The organism is Corynebacterium sp. LaCa_23 (assembly GCF_058182375.1).
The window spans coordinates 1,602,150-1,623,026 of the sequence record NZ_CP190825.1 but is presented as its reverse complement, the minus strand read 5'-3'; the positions used below and the strand labels follow the sequence as shown (position 1 = coordinate 1,623,026).

Annotated in this window: 22 protein-coding genes; 19 read left to right on the top strand and 3 right to left on the bottom strand. The window is 59.6% G+C overall.

All coding sequences use genetic code 11. The features are described 5' to 3' along the window. The first annotated feature begins 353 nt into the window (after positions 1–353). Entirely contained in the window at positions 354–854 is a 501-nt protein-coding gene (gene rpsP / locus ACP8IT_RS07810; protein ID WP_005283672.1) for a 30S ribosomal protein S16, read from the top strand. A 144-nt stretch (positions 855–998) separates the two neighbouring features. Here the strand turns inward: rpsP and ACP8IT_RS07805 are convergent, their stop codons facing one another. After that, positions 999–1,703, bottom strand: coding sequence for a TetR/AcrR family transcriptional regulator (locus tag ACP8IT_RS07805; RefSeq protein ID WP_490289864.1), 705 nt, complete (start codon positions 1,701–1,703; stop codon positions 999–1,001). A gap of 29 nt (positions 1,704–1,732) precedes the next feature. Continuing rightward, the gene (locus tag ACP8IT_RS07800; RefSeq protein ID WP_302527095.1) at positions 1,733–2,158 is read right to left on the bottom strand and encodes a cupin domain-containing protein; all 426 of its coding nucleotides are present in this window, start codon (positions 2,156–2,158) and stop codon (positions 1,733–1,735) included. 86 nt (positions 2,159–2,244) lie between these two features. Between ACP8IT_RS07800 and rimM the strand changes: the two genes are divergently transcribed. The 15 genes from rimM to ACP8IT_RS07725 all read left to right on the top strand — a co-directional run bounded on the left by rimM (position 2,245) and on the right by ACP8IT_RS07725 (position 17,058). Continuing rightward, a complete protein-coding gene (gene rimM, locus ACP8IT_RS07795; protein WP_034654099.1) occupies positions 2,245–2,742 on the top strand; it encodes a ribosome maturation factor RimM in 498 nt (165 codons plus the stop codon). Then, positions 2,739–3,620, top strand: coding sequence for a tRNA (guanosine(37)-N1)-methyltransferase TrmD (gene trmD, locus ACP8IT_RS07790; RefSeq protein WP_490289863.1), 882 nt, complete (start codon positions 2,739–2,741; stop codon positions 3,618–3,620). Before rimM ends, trmD begins: the two co-directional genes overlap by 4 nt. Before the next feature lie 65 nt (positions 3,621–3,685). Further along, positions 3,686–4,000, top strand: a complete 315-nt coding sequence (locus ACP8IT_RS07785; RefSeq protein WP_490289862.1) for a hypothetical protein — start codon at positions 3,686–3,688, stop codon at positions 3,998–4,000. 97 nt (positions 4,001–4,097) lie between these two features. After that, the gene (locus ACP8IT_RS07780; protein ID WP_005278646.1) at positions 4,098–4,688 is read left to right on the top strand and encodes a hypothetical protein; all 591 of its coding nucleotides are present in this window, start codon (positions 4,098–4,100) and stop codon (positions 4,686–4,688) included. Positions 4,689–4,847: 159 nt separating this feature from the next. Continuing rightward, entirely contained in the window at positions 4,848–7,172 is a 2,325-nt protein-coding gene (locus tag ACP8IT_RS07775) for a Tex family protein (protein WP_490289861.1), read from the top strand. Positions 7,173–7,428: 256 nt separating this feature from the next. Then, positions 7,429–9,636 (top strand): YhgE/Pip family protein, encoded by a 2,208-nt coding sequence (locus ACP8IT_RS07770; protein WP_490289860.1) that lies wholly within the window; start codon positions 7,429–7,431, stop codon positions 9,634–9,636. 174 nt (positions 9,637–9,810) lie between these two features. Continuing rightward, on the top strand, positions 9,811–10,155 hold the full coding sequence (gene rplS, locus ACP8IT_RS07765) for a 50S ribosomal protein L19 (protein WP_005278655.1): 345 nt from the start codon (positions 9,811–9,813) through the stop codon (positions 10,153–10,155). Positions 10,156–10,400: 245 nt separating this feature from the next. Further along, positions 10,401–11,096 carry a signal peptidase I gene (gene lepB / locus ACP8IT_RS07760; RefSeq protein WP_239269541.1) on the top strand — a complete coding sequence of 232 codons (696 nt, stop codon included), beginning with the start codon at positions 10,401–10,403 and terminating at the stop codon, positions 11,094–11,096. Beyond that, positions 11,074–11,811: a signal peptidase I gene (gene lepB / locus ACP8IT_RS07755; RefSeq protein WP_490289859.1), complete on the top strand. Its 738-nt coding sequence runs from the start codon at positions 11,074–11,076 to the stop codon at positions 11,809–11,811. The genes lepB (ACP8IT_RS07760) and lepB (ACP8IT_RS07755) overlap by 23 nt, the downstream gene beginning before the upstream one ends. Then, a complete protein-coding gene (locus ACP8IT_RS07750; RefSeq protein ID WP_198010383.1) occupies positions 11,789–12,439 on the top strand; it encodes a ribonuclease HII in 651 nt (216 codons plus the stop codon). Before lepB (ACP8IT_RS07755) ends, ACP8IT_RS07750 begins: the two co-directional genes overlap by 23 nt. 62 nt (positions 12,440–12,501) lie before the next feature. Then, positions 12,502–12,807: a DUF2469 domain-containing protein gene (locus ACP8IT_RS07745; protein WP_005278666.1), complete on the top strand. Its 306-nt coding sequence runs from the start codon at positions 12,502–12,504 to the stop codon at positions 12,805–12,807. A gap of 182 nt (positions 12,808–12,989) precedes the next feature. Further along, a complete protein-coding gene (locus ACP8IT_RS07740; protein WP_278722863.1) occupies positions 12,990–13,388 on the top strand; it encodes a YraN family protein in 399 nt (132 codons plus the stop codon). Beyond that, complete coding sequence (locus tag ACP8IT_RS07735) at positions 13,375–14,940, top strand: YifB family Mg chelatase-like AAA ATPase (protein WP_490289858.1); 1,566 nt, start codon at positions 13,375–13,377, stop codon at positions 14,938–14,940. The genes ACP8IT_RS07740 and ACP8IT_RS07735 overlap by 14 nt, the downstream gene beginning before the upstream one ends. Continuing rightward, positions 14,937–16,118, top strand: a complete 1,182-nt coding sequence (gene dprA / locus ACP8IT_RS07730) for a DNA-processing protein DprA (RefSeq protein ID WP_023017308.1) — start codon at positions 14,937–14,939, stop codon at positions 16,116–16,118. Before ACP8IT_RS07735 ends, dprA begins: the two co-directional genes overlap by 4 nt. A 22-nt stretch (positions 16,119–16,140) precedes the next feature. After that, positions 16,141–17,058 carry a tyrosine recombinase XerC gene (locus ACP8IT_RS07725; RefSeq protein WP_490289857.1) on the top strand — a complete coding sequence of 306 codons (918 nt, stop codon included), beginning with the start codon at positions 16,141–16,143 and terminating at the stop codon, positions 17,056–17,058. 7 nt (positions 17,059–17,065) lie between these two features. Here the strand turns inward: ACP8IT_RS07725 and ACP8IT_RS07720 are convergent, their stop codons facing one another. After that, entirely contained in the window at positions 17,066–17,587 is a 522-nt protein-coding gene (locus ACP8IT_RS07720; protein ID WP_490289856.1) for a M23 family metallopeptidase, read from the bottom strand. Positions 17,588–17,978: 391 nt separating this feature from the next. Here ACP8IT_RS07720 and rpsB point away from each other — a divergent pair, with 391 nt between their 5' ends. The 3 genes from rpsB to pyrH all read left to right on the top strand — a co-directional run bounded on the left by rpsB (position 17,979) and on the right by pyrH (position 20,843). Further along, the gene (rpsB, locus tag ACP8IT_RS07715; RefSeq protein ID WP_005278684.1) at positions 17,979–18,812 is read left to right on the top strand and encodes a 30S ribosomal protein S2; all 834 of its coding nucleotides are present in this window, start codon (positions 17,979–17,981) and stop codon (positions 18,810–18,812) included. A 304-nt stretch (positions 18,813–19,116) separates the two neighbouring features. Continuing rightward, entirely contained in the window at positions 19,117–19,929 is an 813-nt protein-coding gene (gene tsf, locus ACP8IT_RS07710) for a translation elongation factor Ts (protein ID WP_490289855.1), read from the top strand. Positions 19,930–20,156: 227 nt separating this feature from the next. Continuing rightward, entirely contained in the window at positions 20,157–20,843 is a 687-nt protein-coding gene (pyrH, locus tag ACP8IT_RS07705) for a UMP kinase (protein ID WP_005278688.1), read from the top strand. The last annotated feature ends 34 nt before the right edge of the window (positions 20,844–20,877 follow it).

Here is a 20,877-nt window from a genome sequence, read left to right as displayed (position 1 = left end):
CGTCATTTCGTGCGCTTGTCCGTGGGAGGCACAAACGCGGCGTACTTTTAAGCCTTCAGGGTCAAAGGATTGCATTCGGCTCATAAGGGTACTCTTTAAAGGTCTCGGAAGCATAACGAGCCCAGGCTAAGCGTAGGGAAGCGGAGATTTTAAAATACTGCCTGCACACGCTAAAATGGTTCAGGTTATCGCAGCGGTGCGAATTGCTGCTGATAATGAGACGTTTCATTCTGCGTAACACCGTTCCCGTCTACGGTCGGCCGGTACGTCACGCGCAGATAAAATCCAAGGGTTGAACCGGCGCGCTAAAAGGCGCGTGTCTGAACTGCCCAGTGACTAGAAAAGGAGCCATCATGGCTGTCAAAATTAAACTGCAGCGCGTAGGTAAGATCCGCGCCGCTGAATACCGCGTAGTTATCGCTGATGCTCGTACCCGCCGCAGCGGCAAGGTCATCGAGAACATCGGCATCTACCACCCGAAGGAAGAGCCTTCCCTCATCAAGATCGACTCCGAGCGCGCACAGCACTGGTTGTCCGTTGGTGCACAGCCCACCGAGCCGGTCTTGGCACTGCTGAAGGTCACCGGTGACTGGCAGAAGCACAAGGGCCTGCCGGGCGCAGAGGGCACCCTGAAGGTTGCTGAGGAGAAGAAGTCCAAGCTGGACCTCTTCAACGAGGCATTGGCTGAGGCTAATAACGGCCCAACCATCGAGGCCATCACCGAAAAGAAGAAGGCCAAGGAAGAAGCAAAGAAGAAGAAGGAAGCTGAAGAGGCTGCTGCAGCTGAGGCTGCCGCTGCTGCTGCCGGCGAAGCAGACGCTGAAGCAGAAGCTTCTGAGGAGTCCGCAGAGTAATCTGCTCGGGTTTCTAGCGCCCTCTACCAATAAGAGGGCGCTTGCATAAACTTCATCCCCCACCTGCCATCGTTGCATTGACATACGGTGGCGAGTGGGGGACTTTGCGCGCTTGGCCAGCGCGCGGCCGCCACAGGCTAGTGCCTAATGCTCCCCATCGTGTGGGCGCAGTTCGGGGTAATTGCCATATACATCGTCCGGATCTTCAAAGTCCATTCCGCGGAGGCTGCCTGCGACGACGGGCTTGAAAAGCTTATAGATTTCCTCCCGCGGCAGCTTGGACAGGGGGCCGTCAATGGCCAGCACGGTAAACCCGTGGACGGCGGACCAGGACAGCAAGCTATTGTGCAGGAAATATTCTTTCTTGGGCGTTTGGCCTAGGGCCTGCGCATGGCGCGCCAAGAGATCGAAGTAGCGCTGAATCAGGTTCAGGTGTTCGCTTTTTGGATCATCGGGGGTGGACGGGTCCACGCCGAGCATAAAGCGCAGCGCCTTCCACTCCAGCATGCAGCGGAAGAAATTCGTTTCATCCAAGGCAAAGTCGAGGTAGGCAAAACCTATCTGCACGAGGCGATCGGGGAAGGCGAGGTCACCAGCTTCATTGGTGGTGCGGTGCAGGCGGCGCACGAGCTCATCGGTGGCGAGCTCGGCCACCTTATCGTGTAGCTCTTCCTGGTCCTTAAAGTGCCGGTAAGCGGACGTAGGGGACACTCCTGCCGCGCGGGTGACGGCGCGGATGGTAATAGCCTCAGGACCTTTTTCTTTGCCTAATTGCACGGCGATGCGCAGCAGCTCGTCGTGGAGGTTTTCGTGGTGATAAGGCTTGTTATGAGACTGCGTTGTATCCAAAATCTGTCCTAACCGTGTGTGTATTTCAATTAGCCCGTAAGCATCGTTAAAAGCATCAGTGCAGGCTGCGCGTCCGCCTGTTGTGCGGGCGAATCCGAATTAACATCCGGTTGGGGCGCGGCAACGCTATGTACTGTATAAGCCGGCAAGTGCACCATATTACCCGGGGATAGGGTGACCGTTTTCTCCCCGCAGGTGAAATTCACTTCACCGCGTATTGCCTGCACGATAATCGGGTGGGCGGCCTTGTGATCCGGCAAAGTTTGACCAGGGGCAAAACTAAAAAGGATGAGGTTGGCGCGCTCACCGTTTAAGACCCGCTTGACCCCTGGGCGATTGCGTTCAGGATCGGTGGGCGGTGCCAAGGCTACGAGGTCAAGGTCAATCAAGGGCGAGTGCGGTGCCTCCTGATGTGCACCGCGTGGCTCGGAAGTAGGGTTGGGCGAGTCGTTCATGCCACAAGCCTAATCCTTAGCGGCGGGATTGTGGGGAGCGCAGCAGAAGATAAAGGTAACGGGGCGCATGCGTTAAACTTTGCGCCATGGAATTGATGATTGGGCGCGTCATTAAGTCGCACGGAATCAAGGGAGAAGTGGTGGTAGAGCCCACCACCGATGAGCCCGAGGTGCGCTTTGCAGTGGGAGAAAAACTGCAGGGAAGGCAGGGCCGCAAGGAGCACGAATTGACCATCTCTGCGGTGCGCAGCCACAAGGGCAGGCTTTTGGTGACGTGCAAGGAAATTGCCGATCGCACCCAAGCGGATAGCCTGCGCGGCACCCAATTTTTCGCCGCCCCGTTAGAAGATGATGACGAGGGCTTTTATGATCATGAGCTCGAAGGTTTGCGCGTTATCCGCGACGGGGAAGATATCGGCGCTGTGGTTTCCGTCGTGCACGGGCCTAGCCAAGACCTCTTGGAGGTTGAGCTGGCTTCGGGCAGCTCCGCCTTGGTTCCCTTTGTCCATGCCATCGTCCCAGAGGTCGATGTGGAAGCCGGCACGTGCACCATCGAACCCCCGGAAGGGCTGTTGGACCTATGAGGCTCGATGTAGTGACCATCTTTCCGGAATATCTGCAACCGCTGCGCCACGCCCTTTTGGGCAAGGCCATCGAGCAGGGCCGCCTTGAGGTGGGCGTGCACGATCTGCGGCAGTGGGCCACGGATGCGCATAAATCGGTCGATGACTCGCCCTTTGGCGGCGGCCCAGGAATGGTCATGAAGCCTGAGGTTTGGGGCCCTGCGCTTGACGATGCCGCCCTCGGAACCACCGCCCCCACACTCGACTCCTCCCTGCCGCACCTCAACCGGCCTCGACACGACGAACTAGAGGGCGTCGAAGCTCGGGCCTATGGCGCCGATGCGGCGCACGAGGACGCCAGTGAGGATGGCGATCTCCCGCTGCTTCTGGTGCCCACCCCGGCTGGGGCGCCGTTTACCCAGGCGGATGCCCGGGCATGGTCTACCGAGGAGCATATTGTTTTTGCCTGTGGGCGTTACGAGGGCATCGACCAGCGCGTGGTGGAAGATGCAAAGAAGCGCTACCGCGTTCGGGAGGTATCCATCGGGGACTATGTGCTTATCGGCGGGGAAGTTGCGGTACTGGTGATTGCAGAAGCCATCGTCCGCCTTATCCCCGGGGTATTGGGCAATAAGCGATCACATGAGGAGGATTCCTTTTCTGATGGCCTGTTAGAGGGGCCGAGCTATACCAAGCCGCGGGAGTGGCGCGGGCTTGCGGTGCCGGAGGTCCTGACCTCTGGAAACCATGGGCTGGTGGACCGGTGGCGCAGGGAACAAGCATTGGAGCGCACGTGGCAGCGTCGCCCGGAGTTATTGGACCAGGTGGAATTGAGCAAGGCGGATAAAGCGTATGTAGCGCACTTGCGCGCACGCGAATCTGAAGGCAAGGGGCAATAATGCAGGTGAGCGTGGATCTTTCTGTGCTGATGACCCAGGAAGAATGGGAAGGATGCCAGGAAGATATGCCGCAGAAATTACGCGATGCAGGTTTTACGCCGGTAAATATTTTTGCCACCGTGGTTGCTCCATCGGCGCCGAAAGATAGCCCATTGGCTCAAGAATATGCCTTCAGCAATGGAACCGCGGCGGAAGGAACGCCGCTGTGGCGGGTCATCGTCAATGGCGATACCACAGCAGCCCTGCCCTCCGTCGCGCCCATGGTTGCCAATTGCCTACCGCCCACCGCAGCGTGGTTGGGGAGCACGGAAATTGGCCATACCGAATTCGCATGGTCGGCTGAGCCCGTATGGTGCGCAGAGTCCAGCGAAGAAAACTAGGATAATGCCCTAAGAAGACTTGTATCGGTGCTGGGCAGTGATACTGTAAGTGCAGCACACACTCGCATTTTTACTTGCTCTTCAAGGATTCTCTCGCATGACTTCTCCCAATGGAAATGACTTTGGCGGATACAACCAACAGCCGCAGTACAACCAGTACCCCGCGTATTCCCAGCCGCAACAGAGCCGCGGCGGGAATGGGGCCATGATTGCGGCGATCATTTTGGGAGTTGTGGCGCTATTGGCCGTTGCTGCTGCCGCATTCTTTTTCGTGCAGGGAAATGGCAATAAGTCCAGCGCCACCGCGCAGGAAAGCCAATTCCAGCAAAAGGTTGACTCCACCAAGGTCGATGCCAAGGACGACGGGAAGTCTGGCAGTGAAGCTACCGTGACCAAGACCGAACAGGCTCCCGCGCCCGCACCAGCACAGGCGGCTGCAAGCAGCGGCAATGGGCACTCGTGGGGCGATTACACAAGCTATTACGCGGCCACGAGCAAAACCTCAGAGGCCTTTGCCAAAAACGTCTACAACACCTTCATGAATAACTGGGTGGCCGGTGGCGGAACGAATGCCACCTTGAGCGTTTATTCTCCTACTACCGGTGGTACCTATACGATGTACTGCTCCGGCAGCTCCTCGCGGGTAAGCTGCACCGGCGGCGATCGGGCCGAGGTAGTCATCCACTAAATCGGGGCGTCTTTTACTCCTCTTCTTCCTGCTTGTAGCGTGCGGGAGGGAGAGGATTTTTGTGTGTCCGGCGGTGGCAGGCCGGGGCGGTGGACAAGGCATGCGGTAGATTGGGTGGGTCCCGTACCAAGCTTTGAAATAGAAGTGTGAGGAATCTACGTGAATATTGCGGCCACCATCGCGGCGGAGATCGGCGCTCAAGAAACCCAGGTTTCGACGGCGCTGAAACTCCTTGCGGAGGGAAATACCGTGCCTTTCATTGCGCGCTATCGCAAGGAAGTCACGGGTGGTTTGGATGACGCGCAGCTGCGCACCATCGAAGAGCGGGCCACCTACCTGCGTGAGCTAGAAGAGCGCAAAGAGACGGTCCTTGCCGCCATTGATGAGCAGGGCAAGCTTAGCGATGACCTGCGCGGCCAGATCCTTGCCTGCGATACCAAGGCGCGGCTTGAGGATTTGTACCTGCCGTATAAAAAGCGGCGTAAGACTAAGGCTGATATCGCGCGCGAAGCCGGCTTGGAAGAGCTGACCGACACATTGATCGCGCAGCCGCAGGCCCAGCCGGAGGAACTGGCGCAGGGCTATCTCACGGAAGGTTTCGCAGATACCAAGAAGGCGCTCGAGGGTGCGCGCTCCATCCTCATTGATCGCTTCGCACTCGATGCAGACTTGGTGGGTGGCGTGCGCGAGCGCATGTTTAACCAGGGTGCCATGCAGGCGCAGGTGGTAGAGGGGAAGGAAGCCGAGGGCGCGAAGTTCAAGGATTACTTCGACTTCAACGAGCCTTTTTCTTCGCTGCCTTCCCACCGCATTCTGGCGCTCCTGCGCGGGGAGAACGAAGGCGTGCTGCAGCTGCACCTGGACGCCGGTGATGACGCCGACTACGAGGACCTCATCGTGGATCGCTTCGGTCTGGATCGCAGCTCCGCGTGGCTGGGTAATGCCGTGCACTGGGGATGGCGCACCAAACTGTATGTTTCCTCCAGCCTGGATGTGCGCATGCGCTTGAAAGAAGTAGCAGAAGAAGGCGCCCTCAAGGTCTTTGCCACCAACCTGCGCGATGTGCTGCTTGCTGCCCCTGCGGGCCAGCGCGCGACGATCGGCCTCGATCCGGGCTATCGCAACGGCACCAAATGCGCCGTGGTGGATAAAACGGGCAAGGTGCTCGATACCACCATTGTCTATCCTCACCAGCCACAAAACCAGTGGTCGCAGGCGGTGCAGACCCTGTCCACGCTGTGCGCGCAGCACTCGGTTGACCTTATGGCCATCGGCAATGGCACTGCTTCTAGGGAAACGGAAAAGCTTGCGCACGAGATTGCTGACCTACTCAAGCAGGCTGGGGGACAGCGGCCGACGCCTGTCGTGGTCTCCGAATCAGGGGCATCGGTCTACTCCGCATCGCAGCTGGCGGCGGAGGAATTTCCCGATATGGATGTCTCGCTGCGCGGGGCGGTCTCCATTGCCCGGCGCCTGCAGGATCCACTGGCAGAGCTGGTGAAGATCGATCCTAAGGCCATCGGCGTGGGCCAGTATCAGCACGATGTAAACCAGACTTCGCTGGCGCGCACGCTGGATGGCGTGGTGGAAAGCGCCGTCAATGGCGTTGGCGTTGACCTCAATACGGCCTCGGCGCCGCTATTGGAGCGCGTGGCGGGTATTAACCCCACCATTGCCGCCAATATCGTGGCCTACCGCAATGACAACGGTTCTTTTGCTACCCGCAAGGAACTGAAGAAGGTGCCGCGCCTGGGGCCGAAGGCCTTTGAACAGTCCGCCGGCTTCCTGCGCATTAATGGGGGAGCGGACCCGCTCGATGCGTCCGCGGTTCACCCGGAGGCCTATCCCATCGTGACGCGGATAGCGGAGCAGACGGGGCTGGGCATCGGCGAGCTCATTGGCAATACCCGCGTGCTGGACAAGCTGGATCCCGCCAATTTCGCCGATGAAACCTTCGGTATCCCAACTGTGAGCGATATCATCGCCGAGCTGGATAAGCCCGGCCGCGATCCGCGCCCTGAGTTTAAGACCGCTACCTTTAAAGAAGGCGTGCATAAGGTCTCTGACCTTACCCCAGGCATGGTGCTGGAGGGCACGGTCACCAACGTCGCGGCCTTCGGCGCGTTTGTGGATATCGGCGTGCACCAAGACGGACTCGTCCATGTCTCTGCAATGAGCCATCAGTATGTTTCTGATCCCCATGAGGTCGTGCGCTCCGGCCAGGTGGTCAAGGTCAAGGTGATGGAGGTCGACGTCGATCGCCAGCGCATCGGCCTATCGCTGCGGCTGGATGATGAGCCGGGCCAGCCCGCGCCGAAGCGCCGCGGCGGCGACTCGCAGCGCGGATCCGGCAAGCGCGGCGGTCAAAAGCCTTCGCGCGCAGCGGGGAAGAAGGGCGGACGCAACTCCGATCGTGGAGGCTCCCGCGGGCGCCCGGCAGCCAAGGGGACCATGGCCGATGCCCTGAAGAAGGCCGGCTTCTAGCTTCTCTGTGCAGCGGCCTACCAGCACCGCAGGGTGGGCCGCTGCTTGGGGCCGCGGTGGGGAAAATATCCCCGCCAACCGCGGACGACCCGAAAAATATGACCGCCACATTACAATCGATGCGGACTCCCGCATCCAATAATGGTAAGTTTGGCAAAACTAAATAAATGGCGTCCTTCTTCTCCTGCTTCAGCGAGGTGCTCCTGGGCAGATGGGGGCAAGGGGGACGCTGAACTACTGCCATAAGGAGACAACTATGAGTCGTGCGGCCGATAGCGGTCACGGTGCCGAGGACACCGCAGCGATGCCCTCGATAAGCGGCGAGGAACACAAGGGCCGGGGAGTGCTGGGCTGGCACCGCCTCTTGGACTGGCGCCCACGCAGCGCTTTGTCGCGGGTGCTTATCGTATTCTTCCTCGTTGCGCCCATCATCGTGGCCGGAACCATGATGTGGGCCATGTGGGATCCATCCAAGTACATGCGCAATATTGACCTCGCAGTGGTCAATGAAGACGCCGGCGTGGACAAGCAGGGCAAGCACACCAACTATGGCGACCAAGTGGTCGAGGGCCTGCTAGAGACCGATTACCTCAAATTCTCTGAGGTCAACAAGGACGAAGGCGAAGAGGGTCTGGTCAAGGGCAAGTACTTGATGGTGGTGACTATCCCGAAGAACTTTTCCGAACAAGCCGTCACCATCATCAGCGATAAGCCCGAAAAACCGGAGATCAACTTCGCTACGAATGACTATTACGGCACGAATGGCTCGGTCATTTCCTCCAGCCTTATTCCGCAGGTACAAACCAGCGTGGAAAACGCCATTTCCAAAAAGTACGCCGACCAGGTTATTGAGGGCCTTACTAAGCTCAGCGACGGCCTGGGCAATGCCGCGGACGGCGCGGGGCGCCTCGATGAGGGCGCTGGAAAGCTGCAAGAGGGCGGCGGGCGCGCGGTTGAGGGCATCAACAAGCTCGACAACGGTGCGGGCAAGCTCAATAACGGCACGGCCGAGCTCCTCAACGGAACGACGCGGCTCAATGACGGCGTCGGGCGGTTGAATGATGGTGCAGGCAAGCTGAGTGATGGCGCGGCGCGCCTCGATGACGGTGCCTCCCGGCTTGCCGATGGCTCCGATAAGCTCCTTGCCGGCACCGGCCGCCTCGCCGATGGTGCGGGCCAGATCGATGCCGGGGTCAATCAACTCACCGGCATGCTCATCCCCGTGCTGAAGCAAGCCCAAGCCGTGGTACCTAGCCTTACCCAGCTGGTAGATATCTTGCGCGGGCTCGGTATGACCCAGCAAGCGGATCAGCTCTACTCGTTGGTATCCAGGCTCGATCCCGCCTCTAGTGGAAATATGGTGGGACAGCTGGAGAAGCTTTCCGCAGGCACCGGGCAGCTGCACTACAACCTGTCCGACCCGCAATCGGAATACCTCGGCGGGCTGACCACACTGAACGGCGGTGCACACCGCCTGTCCGATGGCATCAAGGAGCTGCGCGGCGGAGTTGGCAGGCTTAGCGACGGTACCTCGCAGCTGCAGGACGGTGCGACCCGCTTGCAGGATGGTGCCTCCCGCCTCCACGATGGCACGGGTGCGCTCAAGGAGGGCACCGGCCGCCTGGCTGAAGGCGGAGCCGAGCTCAAGGGCGGCTTGGACCGCCTCAAGGAAGGCTCCGGCGAGCTATCTACGAAGCTTGCCGAAGGCGCCGCCAAGGCCCCTACCATTTCCCGCCCAGAGGATTCCGCGCAAAATATAGCGGTTCCCATTAACTTCACCGCATCCAATGTCCATCCCGTGCAGACGGTGGTCAACCCAGCGGACCCGACCGAAAAGAATATTACCGGCGGCGCCTCCATGCTCTTCGTGCTCGTATTCGGCTTCCTCTTCATGCTGCTCTTGGCGATGACGCTGCCGTACTACATGGCGCGCCGGGGAGCCCGCGTCACCAGCCCGGCCCGCAGCGTATTCGGTGCCTTTGCCGCGCTGACCGGCCTGAACTTCCTCATACTGGCGTTTATGGCCCTGATGTCTTCCACCTTGGGGTGGCAGCCGGCAAGCTGGTCCATGATCGCGCTCGTGCTCGCCGCGATTTCCGCCGTGGGTGCGGCGACCTACCAGTTCTTCCTGATTACCTTCGGGCGCAAGATCGGTTCGATCTTTGCCGCCGGTGCGTTCGCCCTGGGCGTGATGGTCTTTGGCGGGGTCTGGCCGGTCCTGGCGATTCCGCGCGCGCTCAGCCTGCTGCACCCTTTCCATCCGATGTCCTACGCCAAGGACGCGTTTACCCGCGCTACCGACGGCATTCATGATGGCACCTTCTGGAGCAGCATCATTATCCTCTTTGGCATCACGGTGGGTGCCGTGGTGGCGTCGTACTTGGTCTTCCGGGCGCGATACCTGGGCACGGCAAAGATCCTCGATGAGCACCACTCCATCCTCCGCTCACCCATGCCTGCCTAAGGCGTGCTGAGTGTCCGGCTCGCCCCAGGTAGGGTAGTAAATCCGCGAAGTTGAGGAATTTGGAATTGGCCGGTTCCTATGGAAAGATAATCCATCGTTCTATGTAACGGGCACGAACCGGTCAGGCCTCCGGCCGCCAGGGTCCTCTGTCCCAAACTGAAAAGGAATATTGGTATGACCAACATTATCGACAAGGTCGATGCAGCGCAGCTGCGCGACGACATCCCGTCCTTCCGCCCCGGCGATACCCTCGACGTCAACGTCAAGGTTATTGAGGGTAACAACGAGCGTGCACAGCTCTTCAAGGGCATCTGCATCCGCCGCCAGGGCTCCGGTATCCGCGAGACCTTCACCGTGCGTAAGGTTTCCTTCGGTATCGGCGTAGAGCGTACCTTCCCGGTTCACTCCCCGAACCTCGAGTCCATCAAGGTCTCCCGTCGTGGCCGCGTTCGCCGTGCGAAGCTGTACTACCTGCGCGATCTGCGCGGCAAGAAGGCTCGCATCAAGGAGCGTCGCTAGTTCTAGCGCCCGCCCTGGGCAGCGCCTATCTCCCTTCCTTTCCTGCATGCACAGTGCCGGAAAGGGAGGGAGATTTTTATTGTGCACTCCTCGAATCATTTCGATTTCCTGTGAATCGCCCCGCAGTCACGGGAGCCAATCCAGATTGCGGGCATGCAGTTGCTAGGATCTGACGGGTGAATAACGAAAGCATCTCGCAGGGCAAAGAAGCGGCCGCGGAGGAAGCAACCACGGAGAAAAAACAAATGCCGTGGTGGCTGGAGACTCTTGTGGTCGTCGTCTCCGTGCTGGTGGTCGTGGGGCTATTCCAAAACTTCATCGGCCGCCAATACGTGATTCCCTCAGGATCCATGGAGCCGACGCTGCATGGCTGTGAGGGATGCACGAATGACCGCATCTTTACAGAAAAGGTCTCTTACTACGGCGATAAGGGCCCAGAGCCAGGCGATGTTGTGGTCTTTAAGGGCACCGACGACTGGAACGGGAGTTACGTCTCCCCACGCTCATCCAATGCCGTCATTCACGGCATTCAGGATGCGCTGAGCTTTATCTCCTTGGCGCCGCCAGATGAAAATACCCTGGTCAAGCGCGTTATCGCCACCGGTGGGCAGACGGTGTCTTGCCAAGAAGGCGATCCCGCCGTCATGGTGGATGGCAAGCCCATCAAGCAGGACTACGTGCAGGATCCGCCGACTTACCCAGTGGATGAATCGACTGGATCGGAAGCCTGCGGCGGCCCGTATTTCGGCCCTGTGAAGGTGCCCGAAGATAATATTTGGGTTATGGGGGATAACCGCACCGCGTCTGCCGATTCGCGCTACCACATGGGCGATAATTTCCACGGCACGATCCCCGTAGATAACGTGCGCGGAAAGGTGCAGTTCGTATTCTGGCCGTTCAACCGCATTGGTGGGGTCGATGACCCAGACATCCAAAGCTAAACCACAGCAACAGCGCCTGCGCACGCGCGATTTCCTTGCGCCGGTCATAGGCGGCTTCGTGCTCCTAGTCTTATTGCAGGCATTCGTCGGCCGGATGTATGTCATTCCCTCCGCGTCGATGGAACCCACGCTGCATGGTTGTACCGGCTGCGATAATGACCGCATCGTGGTGCAGAAGATGAGCTATTACTTCCACGACCCGGACCCAGGCGATGTCGTGGTATTTGAAGGACCTGAGTCCTGGAATACGGAATTTGAGGTGCAGCGCTCCGATAACGTGCTGGTGCGCGGTGCCCAAAACGCCTTGGCGTCGGTGGGGCTTTTGCCCAATGGTGAAAATATTCTGGTCAAGCGCGTTATCGCCACCGAGGGCCAGACGGTCAAGTGTGAGGAGGGCGATTCCGCGGTGATGGTGGATGGTGCACCGATAGACCAGAGCTTCACGTTGGATCCGCCCGAGATCCCGGTTGATCCCGGCTCCGGCTCGCAGGCCTGCGGCGGCCAATACTTCGGTCCCGTGACCGTTCCAGAAGGCAATATGTGGGTCATGGGGGATAACCGCACCAATTCCCTGGATTCCCGCGCGCATATCGGCGATCACCTGCAAGGCACCGTGCCGGTGGACAATGTGCGCGGCAAGGTAGAAGCCGTGGTCCTGCCCGTATCGCGCTTTGGCGGCATTGACGATCCGGATATCCAGGATGCGGCGGCTTAAACAGCAACGCACCTTTGAAGTGGCGTTGGCCAAGGCAGGGCTCGGCCCCGTCGCCGGGGTGGATGAGGCTGGCCGCGGTGCGTGCTGCGGCCCCATCACCATCGCTGCTTGCATCCTGCCCGAGCGCATCGTGGGCGAGTTGGATACCTTAACCGATTCCAAAAAGCTCACGCCCCGCCAGCGCGAAAAACTCTTTCCCATCATCAAAGACAAGGCTGTGGACTGGTCAGTGGTGCATATTGGTGCGGGGGACATCGACAAGCGTGGCATCCAACACGCCAATACCTCAGGCATGCGCCGGGCAGTAGCGCGCCTGGAACAGCGCCCAGGCTATGTGCTTTCCGATGCCCTCTTTATCCCCGGCCTCACCCAACCCCACCTGCCCATCGTTGGTGGGGACGCGGCGGCGCGGTGCATTGCGGCGGCGAGCGTGCTGGCCAAGGTAAGCCGAGATCGCCTCATGCGGGATCTAGACGAGCGCTTTCCGGGTTATGGATTGGCTGGGCATAAGGGCTATGGAACCAAGGCGCACGAGGCCGCGATTGCCGCTTTGGGGGCGAGTCCAGAACACCGCATGAGCTACAGCAATGTGCAGCGCGCGCATGCCCAATTCACTGCGCGTGCCTAGCGAAAATTGTCGTTTCTGCGCGCTAAGCTAGGGCGAGCTATCCCATATTTTGGAGGTCCACAGTGAGTGCAGAGGAACTCGAAAACTACGAGGCAGAGGTAGAGCTGTCCCTTTACCGCGAATATCGCGATGTCGTCAGCCAGTTTTCTTATGTCGTAGAAACCGAACGACGTTTCTACCTGGCCAATGCCGTAGAACTGATTCCCCATACCGCCGGGCCCGATGTGTACTACGAGGTGCGCATGTCCGATGCCTGGGTGTGGGATATGTACCGTTCCGCCCGATTCGTGCGCTATGTCCGCGTCATTACCTACAAGGACGTCAATATCGAGGAACTGGACAAGCCGGATTTCATCATGCCGGACTAGGGCACTGGGCGCCTGTCAACCCGGCGCCCGCTCCATCCCGCCGCAGCTGTGGATAACCCTTCGTGATGCCGAAGTTATTCACATCCGCGGCGGTTTTCTGGTTTTCGGGCTTGTATCCGGCCCGCATCCTGCGGTGTTCTGTGCGTGCAGCACAAACAGCACGAAAGAAAAGGACGCCGCACATGCAATTTGCATCCGATAAACACCTCGCTACGAAGCACCCCCGGCACAGGCAAGAACTGGGAAAGCGGGGAGAATCATTCGCCGCGCGCTACCTCCGCGAGCGCGGTTCCGACATCATTGCTGCCAACGTCTCCTACCGAGTGGGAGAAATCGACCTTATTGCCCGCGAGCCCGATGGCACGATCGTCTTCGTAGAGGTAAAAACCCGCTCTACCGCGAGCTTTGGCACAGCCGAGGCGGTGACCCCACACAAGCTTGCCCGCATGCGCAGGGCCGCCGTCCAGTGGCTAGACGGCAAGCCGCTGGCTACCGTACGCTTCGATGTCATTGCTCTCGTGGTCAATGGCGAGGGTTTTGAACTAGAGCACTTTACGGGGGTCGACGATGGCCCTCGGTAAATGCTTAGCAGTCTCCCTGCACGGCGTGCTCGCCCGCGTCATCAACGTCGAAGCCAACGTAGGGCATGGCCTGCCCGGAATCCATGTGGTGGGGCATGCGGATACCGCGATATCTGAATCCCGCGACCGCATCAAGACCGCCGCCGCGAATTCCCGCCTGCCATGGCCGAAAACCAAGGTCATCGTCTCCATGTCGCCGGCCTCGCTCCCAAAATCAGGCTCCCACTTTGACCTGCCCATGGCCCTTGCGATTCTCGCCGCCCACGTAGAACAGCACGGCGCTGACTACGCGCGCTCTGTGCAGTCACCCAACCGGGTCCTTGAAGAAACCCTGGTGCTCGGGGAACTGGGCCTGGACGGCACGGTTAGAGCAGTCCCTGGCATCATCCCAGCGCTTCTCGCCGCCCGCGAGGAGGGCATTTCTACGCTGGTTATTCCGCCAGGAAATGCGGCCGAGGCCACCCTCGTTCCCGATTTGAATGTGCTGGTTGCAGCCACGCTCTTTGATGCCTTTGCGTGGGCGCTAGGAGAGCGCGACCTGCCCCGCGCGGCCGAGTGCTGCTCTGATCAACCCGCACCGGCGCCCGCACAGGAGCGGCTAGATTTCTGCGATATAGCCGGACAACACCATGCTAAATGGACGGCGGAAGTCGCTGCCGCCGGTGGGCACCATCTGTTGATGATCGGCCCACCGGGCTCAGGAAAATCCATGATCGCCTCGCGCTTGCCCAGCATTCTTCCGGCGCTAAGCCCGGACCAGATGGTAGAAACCACCGCGGTCCACTCGCTCACGGGAACTCCCGGTGAAGTGGTCTCCCACGCGCCCTTCATCGCCCCGCACTCTTCGGTTACCCGTGCGGCGCTCCTTGGTGGTGGAAGCGGTCATCCTCGCCCAGGGGCGGTGAGCCTGGCCCATAATGGGGTGCTCTTCCTCGATGAGGTCAGCGAGGTAAGCGCCCCAGTCCTTGACGGCATGCGCGCGCCTTTAGAAGAAGGTCATGTCCGCCTGGCACGCGCGCAGCGGGAGATTGACTACCCGGCGCGATTCCAACTGATTATGGCTGCTAACCCCTGTCGGTGCGCCGCCGAGGATCCCTCTCAATGCACGTGCAATCCGCATGACCGGCTTCATTATCTATCGAATCTCTCCGGGCCGTTGCGCGACCGCTTGGACATGGTGGTCACCCTCTCCGGACAGTCAGCCACCATCAATGCTGAGGGCGAAGAATCCTCTGCCGCCATTGCCGAGCGGGTCGCCGCAGCCCGCGACCGTGCCCGGGCGCGCTGGGCGGCCGACGGCATTCCCGCCCGCGTCAACGGCGCCGTGCCCTCGTCCTATTTGCGCCGGCACCGCCCCGCATCTGAGTCCGCGATGATCATGTTGTCTGCCTACCTTGCCGAGGGCGAGATTTCGCAGCGCGGCATCGACCGCGTCCTGCGCGTGTCGTGGACCTTGGCCGACTTGCATGGCAGTTCCACACCCGATCTTGCGGAAGTGGGTCAATCCCTCGACCTTCGTTCGAGCCAAACGGTAGGGAGGATTTCGGCATGAGCGATCTTGATTTATCGACTCCACTTGCCACATGGGTATATCTCAATCGCGTGGTGGAAGGCCCGTCCGCCTCCTTGCAGGCCTTGCTGGAACATCATTCGGCCGAAGAGATTGCCCACGGGATTTATCACCGAGCCGATTGGATCGGGCCTCTCTTAGCGCGCACCGCCTCACGGTTTGATTGGGTGCGGCAAAAAGAAGACCTCGCCGCCGCAGAGCGCGTGGGGGCGCGATTGATCACTGCCGATAGCCCCGAGTGGCCAGCCGAGGCGTTTTCTTCTGCCTTCGGTTTCTACCAGAATGGCGCGGACGCGCCGGCCACTTTCGATGAGCAAGCAGTACCGCCGCATAGCTTGTGGGTACGCGGCTCAGCGCTTAAACCCGAGGTAGGGCAGGCCGTGGGAATCGTGGGCACGCGCGCCATTTCGCGCTACGGGTGGCAGGCAACCCAAAGTGTGGTCTCAGGCCTAGTGAACCATCAGTGGACTATCGTCTCCGGCGGGGCTTTGGGAGTAGATACCGTGGCGCATGAGACCGCCTTGCACAATGCGGGGCGCACCATTGCTGTCGCCGCGTGCGGAATCGACAAGAATTACCCGGCCCGCAATGGTGGACTCTTTGACCAGATAGCCGATAATGGCTGCATCGTCTCCGAATTCGCTCCCGAGACAGCACCCAAGCGGCATCGCTTCCTCATTCGCAACCGCCTTGTTGCGGCGCTAAGCCAAGGAATCGTGGTCATGGAAGCAGCATATCGCTCGGGTGCGCTTAATACCCTCAACTGGGCAGAAGCCTTGGGGCGCGTTGCCATGGCCGTGCCGGGGCCAATTACGACGAGTGGCTCGCTCGGGTGCCACCAGCGCATCCAAGACGGGAGGGCCCAGTTGGTCGCCAGCGCCGACGAAGTCCGCGCCCTGGTGGGCCGCGCCGGGACGGTTGATCCGGAGGCGCAGTATGAAATGAATTTTGCGGCGTCGTTAACGCAGCGATTATCGCGGAATGAGCTGCGGGTCTTTGACGCGACCCCGCCGCCAGGAAGCCCTCCGGCTACTGCTGAAGATATTGCCCGGGACGCGGGATTCCGCCTGCCCCTTACTATCCACTTATTGCTTGCCCTAGAGAAAATGTGTGTGATCGTGCGGGAGGGAAATAACTGGGTTCGCTTAGAGATGGGCTGAAAAGCAAGTAAACTCGTGGGGTATGAGTGATAAACGGAAGGCCGCAGAAAGTCGTGGCCCGGTCGGGCAAATGGACGAGGCCATCGAGGACTTTGCGGACTTCCAACTCTGCGTCAAGGGCCGTGCGGAGGCCACGGTGCGTGGCTACCGCGCGGACCTAAAAAAACTGGCCCAAGACATCGATACCTTTGCGGACTTTAACCTCAATAACCTGCGGCAGTGGCTGGGCAACGCGGTCGCAGAAGGAAAGGCGCGCGCAACGCTGGCGCGCAGGACTGCCTCAGTTAAAGCCTTTTCTACCTGGGCGGAAAGGGAAGGCTACCTCACCCGTGATGTTGCGGCACGATTGGTAACACCGAAGGTGGGCCAGCATCTCCCAACAGTCATGGCACCGCAGCAGGCGGGCGAACTTGTGGGCAACGCCGTTTCTGTCGATGAAGCACATTTTCAGCGCGATAGTGCCATTTTGGAGCTCCTTTATGCCACCGGAATGCGCGTGGCGGAATTGGTCCGCCTCGATATAGAAGACGTGGACTTTAAGCGGTCCACCGCACGGGTAACCGGTAAGGGAAATAAGCAACGGGTCGTGCCCTTTGGTGCCGCCGCAACCGATGCCCTGCAGCAGTGGATAGACGGCGGGCGCAAAGAAATGGCGCGGGGAGAAACCCAGGCCATCTTTGTAGGCAGCAGGGGAGCGCGCATTGACCAGCGCCAGGTGCGGCGCATCGTAGACAAAGCCGCCACGGTTACCGGCACAAGCGGCCTAACGCCGCACGGGGTGCGACACCTTGCGGCTACACATCTTTTAGAAGGCGGCGCGGACCTGCGCGTGGTCCAAGAGTTATTGGGACACTCGTCTTTGAGTACCACGCAAATCTATACGCATGTTTCCGCAAAGCGGCTAAAGCAGGTCTATTCCCAGGCCCACCCGCGGGCCTGAGTGATTCTTATAAAGGCTTGAGGCGGATAACCGGCATATCCAGCAGGCTTAATGGGTCAATGTAGCTGTCCTTGGCAATCCGCGCGCCCCAATGCAGTCCTGGTGTGCCGTCTACTGGGTGGCCGAGCTTTCCTATGGTTTGGCCCTCGCGCACTTCTTGGCCTTGGGTGACGCTCGCGTGCACGGGTTGATACGTGGTACGAATGCCATCTGCATGGTCTATCGAAATGACCGGGGGTCCAGCGACGGTGCCGACAAAAGCGACGGTGCCGGATTCGGCGGCGACGACGCGGCCGCCAATTCTTAGGTCCATATCGACGCCGCGGTGGCCAGCGCTCCACTTATGCTCGGGCTTATCAAAGCCGCGCAGCACCCGAACCGGGCGCGGTTTACCCGAGGCGGGATCGACGTATGCGGCAGCGGGTGCCGCGCACAGTAGCACGAGCGCACCAGTGAGGGTGGTGGCGAGGGTGGGGATAAGGGGGCATCTGCAAGCGGCATTATTGCGTGGTCGTGGAAAAAGGTTCATGGGGCACAGTGTGTAGCGCCAGGGCAAATAATGTCCTGCGAAGCGTGGGCTGGCTGTGGATAAACTGGCAGCGGTGGGGCGGAAGAAACCCGAGTGACAATCGAGGCGAAACGTCCAAAGAAACTTGTGGAAAAGTGCTTGTTCGGTTTGGAAAATCTAGCTGGCTGGGATTATTGTCTTTCATAGCAGTGTGTCCGCTGGGAGTTAACCCTCACGGAGGCATTGACTACGCGCGACGAAGTTGTTGCATCCTGCGTTAAGGGTGTGGCGGCCCGGCAGCTGACGTGGTCCTTGGAAACAAGGTGTTGGCAGGGTCTTCGTTGCTAGGGTGCGGAATAAAACACCGCACATTTGGAAAACCGAAAGACAAGTAAAAGAAAGCGAGCGAATCATGGCAGTTGTAACCATGCGCGAGCTCCTCGACGCTGGTGTGCACTTTGGCCACCAGACCCGTCGCTGGAACCCGAAGATGCGTCGTTTCATCTTCACCGACCGTAACGGCATCTACATCATCGACCTGCAGCAGACGCTGACCTACATCGATGAGGCATACGAGTTCGTTAAGGAAACCGTCGCTCACGGTGGCACCATCCTTTTCGTTGGCACCAAGAAGCAGGCGCAGGAAGCAGTTGCTGAAGAAGCAACCCGCGTCGGCATGCCTTATGTCAACCACCGCTGGTTGGGCGGCATGCTCACCAACTTCCAGACCGTGTCCAAGCGTCTGAAGCGCATGAAGGAACTTCAGGCTATGGATGAGCGCGAGGACGGCTACAAGGGCCGCACCAAGAAGGAAGTTCTGATGCTCAACCGCGAGCGCGCCAAGCTTGAGCGCGTTCTGGGCGGCATCTCTGAGATGGCCAAGACCCCGTCCGCACTGTGGATTGTTGACACCAACAAGGAGCACATCGCGGTTAAGGAAGCTCACAAGCTGAACATCCCGGTTGTTGCCATCCTGGACACCAACTGCGACCCGGATGACGTTGACTTCCCGATCCCGGGCAACGATGACGCAATCCGTTCCACCAAGCTGCTGTCCGGCATCGTGGCTTCCGCCGTCGAGGAAGGCAAGAAGGCTCGCGAGGAGCGCCAGCTTGCAGCCGCTAAGGAAGCTGCCGGCGATTCCGCAGAGAAGGAACAGCGCGATGCTGAGGCTGCTGCAGCCGCATCCGATCCTGCTTCTGCAGAAAAGGCTGAGGAAGCCCCCGCAGACAAGCCTGCACAGTAGGCCTGCCTCTTGTGAGGATTCTTTCTTAACTGCACTTAATTGAATACCCCACGCACATCTTGGTGTGGGGCAGCTAGGGAATAATTCCTGTACAAGGCTGTTTACCTAACCCCTACCACCGTGTGCTACGGCGGTGGGGGTTACTTTTATCTATGCTGGAGGCGGCTAAAACTAGCCTCCGTACAATCGCATTGATGAAGGAAACTGGGGTAGATACCCCCACCCAAAGACGGCGCGAGACCGTTTCTTCGGCTACGCTGTTTCAACGAACACTGACTGATTTTCAAGGAGGATCGCCCTAACTATGGCGAACTACACTGCTGCAGACGTGAAGGCACTGCGCGAAGCAACTGGCTCCGGCATGCTCGATTGCAAGAAGGCCCTGGAAGAAAACGGCGGCGACTACGACAAGGCCGTTGAATTCCTGCGCATCAAGGGTGCGAAGAACGTGTCCAAGCGCGCTGACCGCGAGGCTACCGAGGGCCTCGTTGCCGTATCCGGCAACACCATGGTTGAGATCAATTGCGAGACCGACTTCGTGGCAAAGAACGAGGGCTTCCAGTCCTTCGCCAAGAAGATTGTTGAAGCTGCAGCCGCAGCCAAGGCTAACTCCCCGGAAGAACTCAACAACGTAGAGATCGAGGGCCAGAAGGTCTCCGAGTTCGTTGACCAGGAGTCCGCAAAGACCGGTGAGAAGCTGCAGGCACGTCGTGCAGTCACCGTTGATGGCGACAATGTTGCTGTCTACCTGCACCAGCGCTCCGCTGACCTGCCTCCTGCAGTCGGTGTCTTGGTTTCCTACGAAGGTAACAAGGAAGGCGCACACGCTGCCGCTCTGCAGATTGCAGCTATGAACGCTGAGTACCTGAAGCGCGAAGACGTTCCTGCAGAGATCGTCGAGAAGGAGCGCTCCATCGCTGAGGCCACCACTCGCGAGGAGGGCAAGCCTGAGGCTGCTCTTCCAAAGATCGTGGAAGGCCGCCTGAACGGCTTCTACAAGTCCGTTGTTCTGCTGGAGCAGGCTTCCTTGTCCGATAACAAGAAGACCGTTAAGCAGGTTGCAGAAGAGGCCGGCACCATCATCACCGGCTTCGTCCGCTACGAGGTTGGCGCTTAAGCCTCAGCCGCTTTTTAGCCTTTAAAGCCCACGGGAGGTACACCCTCTCGGTGGGCTTTTCTGCTGTCTAGAGGCGATGGGGAAGGGGCGCCTGCCGGGCTGCGGTGCGGTGTGGGGAAGCGGGGACAGTGTAGGTAAGATGGAAAAGAAATAAATCAGCCCGCGCAAAAGGAGACGATGAAGGCGTGACTTCTGCAGACGAGAAGCGAACCGGATACAAACGAGTAATGCTGAAACTCGGCGGCGAAATGTTTGGCGGCGGCAAGGTTGGCATCGACCCAGACGTTGTCGATAACGTTGCTCGCCAAATCGCTGAAGTGGCCGAGCAGGGCATCGAAATCGCCGTGGTGATCGGCGGCGGCAACTTCTTCCGCGGTGCAGAGCTTTCACAGCGCGGCATGGACCGCGCCCGCTCTGACTACATGGGAATGCTGGGTACGGTCATGAACTCGTTGGCCCTGCAGGACTTCTTGAAGCAAAAGGGCGTTGATTGCCGCGTGCAAACCTCTATCAACATGGCGCAAATCGCCGAGCCGTACCTGCCACTGCGCGCTGACCGCCACCTTGAGAAGGGTCGCGTCGTTATCTTCGGTGCCGGCATGGGCATGCCGTACTTTTCCACGGATACCACCGCCGCGCAGCGCGCCCTGGAAATCGGCGCCGATGTCCTCTTCCTGGCCAAGGGTGTTGATGGCGTGTACTCCGACGACCCACGCACGAACCCCGATGCGGAGCTCTACACCCGAATCACTCCGCGCGAGGTTATTGAAAAGGGACTCAAGGTAGCCGATGCAACCGCCTTTAGCCTGTGCATGGACAATGACATGCCGATCTTGGTCTTCAACCTCTTGGAAGAGGGGAATATTGCCCGCGCCGCAAGCGGCCAGGTTATCGGCACGCTGGTGCAGTCCTAATTCTAAAACGGCACAGAACCTGCTACCTTTTATA

Excerpts from the sequence above, each read along its gene's own strand:
- rpsP (WP_005283672.1), top strand. The coding sequence starts at position 354 with ATGGCTGTCAAAATTAAACTGCAGCGCGTAGGTAAGATCCGCGCCGCT.
- ACP8IT_RS07800 (WP_302527095.1), bottom strand. The coding sequence starts at position 2,158 with ATGAACGACTCGCCCAACCCTACTTCCGAGCCACGCGGTGCACATCAG.
- rimM (WP_034654099.1), top strand. The coding sequence starts at position 2,245 with ATGGAATTGATGATTGGGCGCGTCATTAAGTCGCACGGAATCAAGGGA.
- trmD (WP_490289863.1), top strand. The coding sequence starts at position 2,739 with ATGAGGCTCGATGTAGTGACCATCTTTCCGGAATATCTGCAACCGCTG.
- ACP8IT_RS07785 (WP_490289862.1), top strand. The coding sequence starts at position 3,686 with ATGCCGCAGAAATTACGCGATGCAGGTTTTACGCCGGTAAATATTTTT.
- ACP8IT_RS07780 (WP_005278646.1), top strand. The coding sequence starts at position 4,098 with ATGACTTCTCCCAATGGAAATGACTTTGGCGGATACAACCAACAGCCG.
- ACP8IT_RS07770 (WP_490289860.1), top strand. The coding sequence starts at position 7,429 with ATGAGTCGTGCGGCCGATAGCGGTCACGGTGCCGAGGACACCGCAGCG.
- rplS (WP_005278655.1), top strand. The coding sequence starts at position 9,811 with ATGACCAACATTATCGACAAGGTCGATGCAGCGCAGCTGCGCGACGAC.
- lepB (WP_239269541.1), top strand. The coding sequence starts at position 10,401 with ATGCCGTGGTGGCTGGAGACTCTTGTGGTCGTCGTCTCCGTGCTGGTG.
- lepB (WP_490289859.1), top strand. The coding sequence starts at position 11,074 with ATGACCCAGACATCCAAAGCTAAACCACAGCAACAGCGCCTGCGCACG.
- ACP8IT_RS07740 (WP_278722863.1), top strand. The coding sequence starts at position 12,990 with ATGCAATTTGCATCCGATAAACACCTCGCTACGAAGCACCCCCGGCAC.
- ACP8IT_RS07735 (WP_490289858.1), top strand. The coding sequence starts at position 13,375 with ATGGCCCTCGGTAAATGCTTAGCAGTCTCCCTGCACGGCGTGCTCGCC.
- dprA (WP_023017308.1), top strand. The coding sequence starts at position 14,937 with ATGAGCGATCTTGATTTATCGACTCCACTTGCCACATGGGTATATCTC.
- ACP8IT_RS07725 (WP_490289857.1), top strand. The coding sequence starts at position 16,141 with ATGAGTGATAAACGGAAGGCCGCAGAAAGTCGTGGCCCGGTCGGGCAA.
- ACP8IT_RS07720 (WP_490289856.1), bottom strand. The coding sequence starts at position 17,587 with ATGAACCTTTTTCCACGACCACGCAATAATGCCGCTTGCAGATGCCCC.
- rpsB (WP_005278684.1), top strand. The coding sequence starts at position 17,979 with ATGGCAGTTGTAACCATGCGCGAGCTCCTCGACGCTGGTGTGCACTTT.
- tsf (WP_490289855.1), top strand. The coding sequence starts at position 19,117 with ATGGCGAACTACACTGCTGCAGACGTGAAGGCACTGCGCGAAGCAACT.
- pyrH (WP_005278688.1), top strand. The coding sequence starts at position 20,157 with ATGCTGAAACTCGGCGGCGAAATGTTTGGCGGCGGCAAGGTTGGCATC.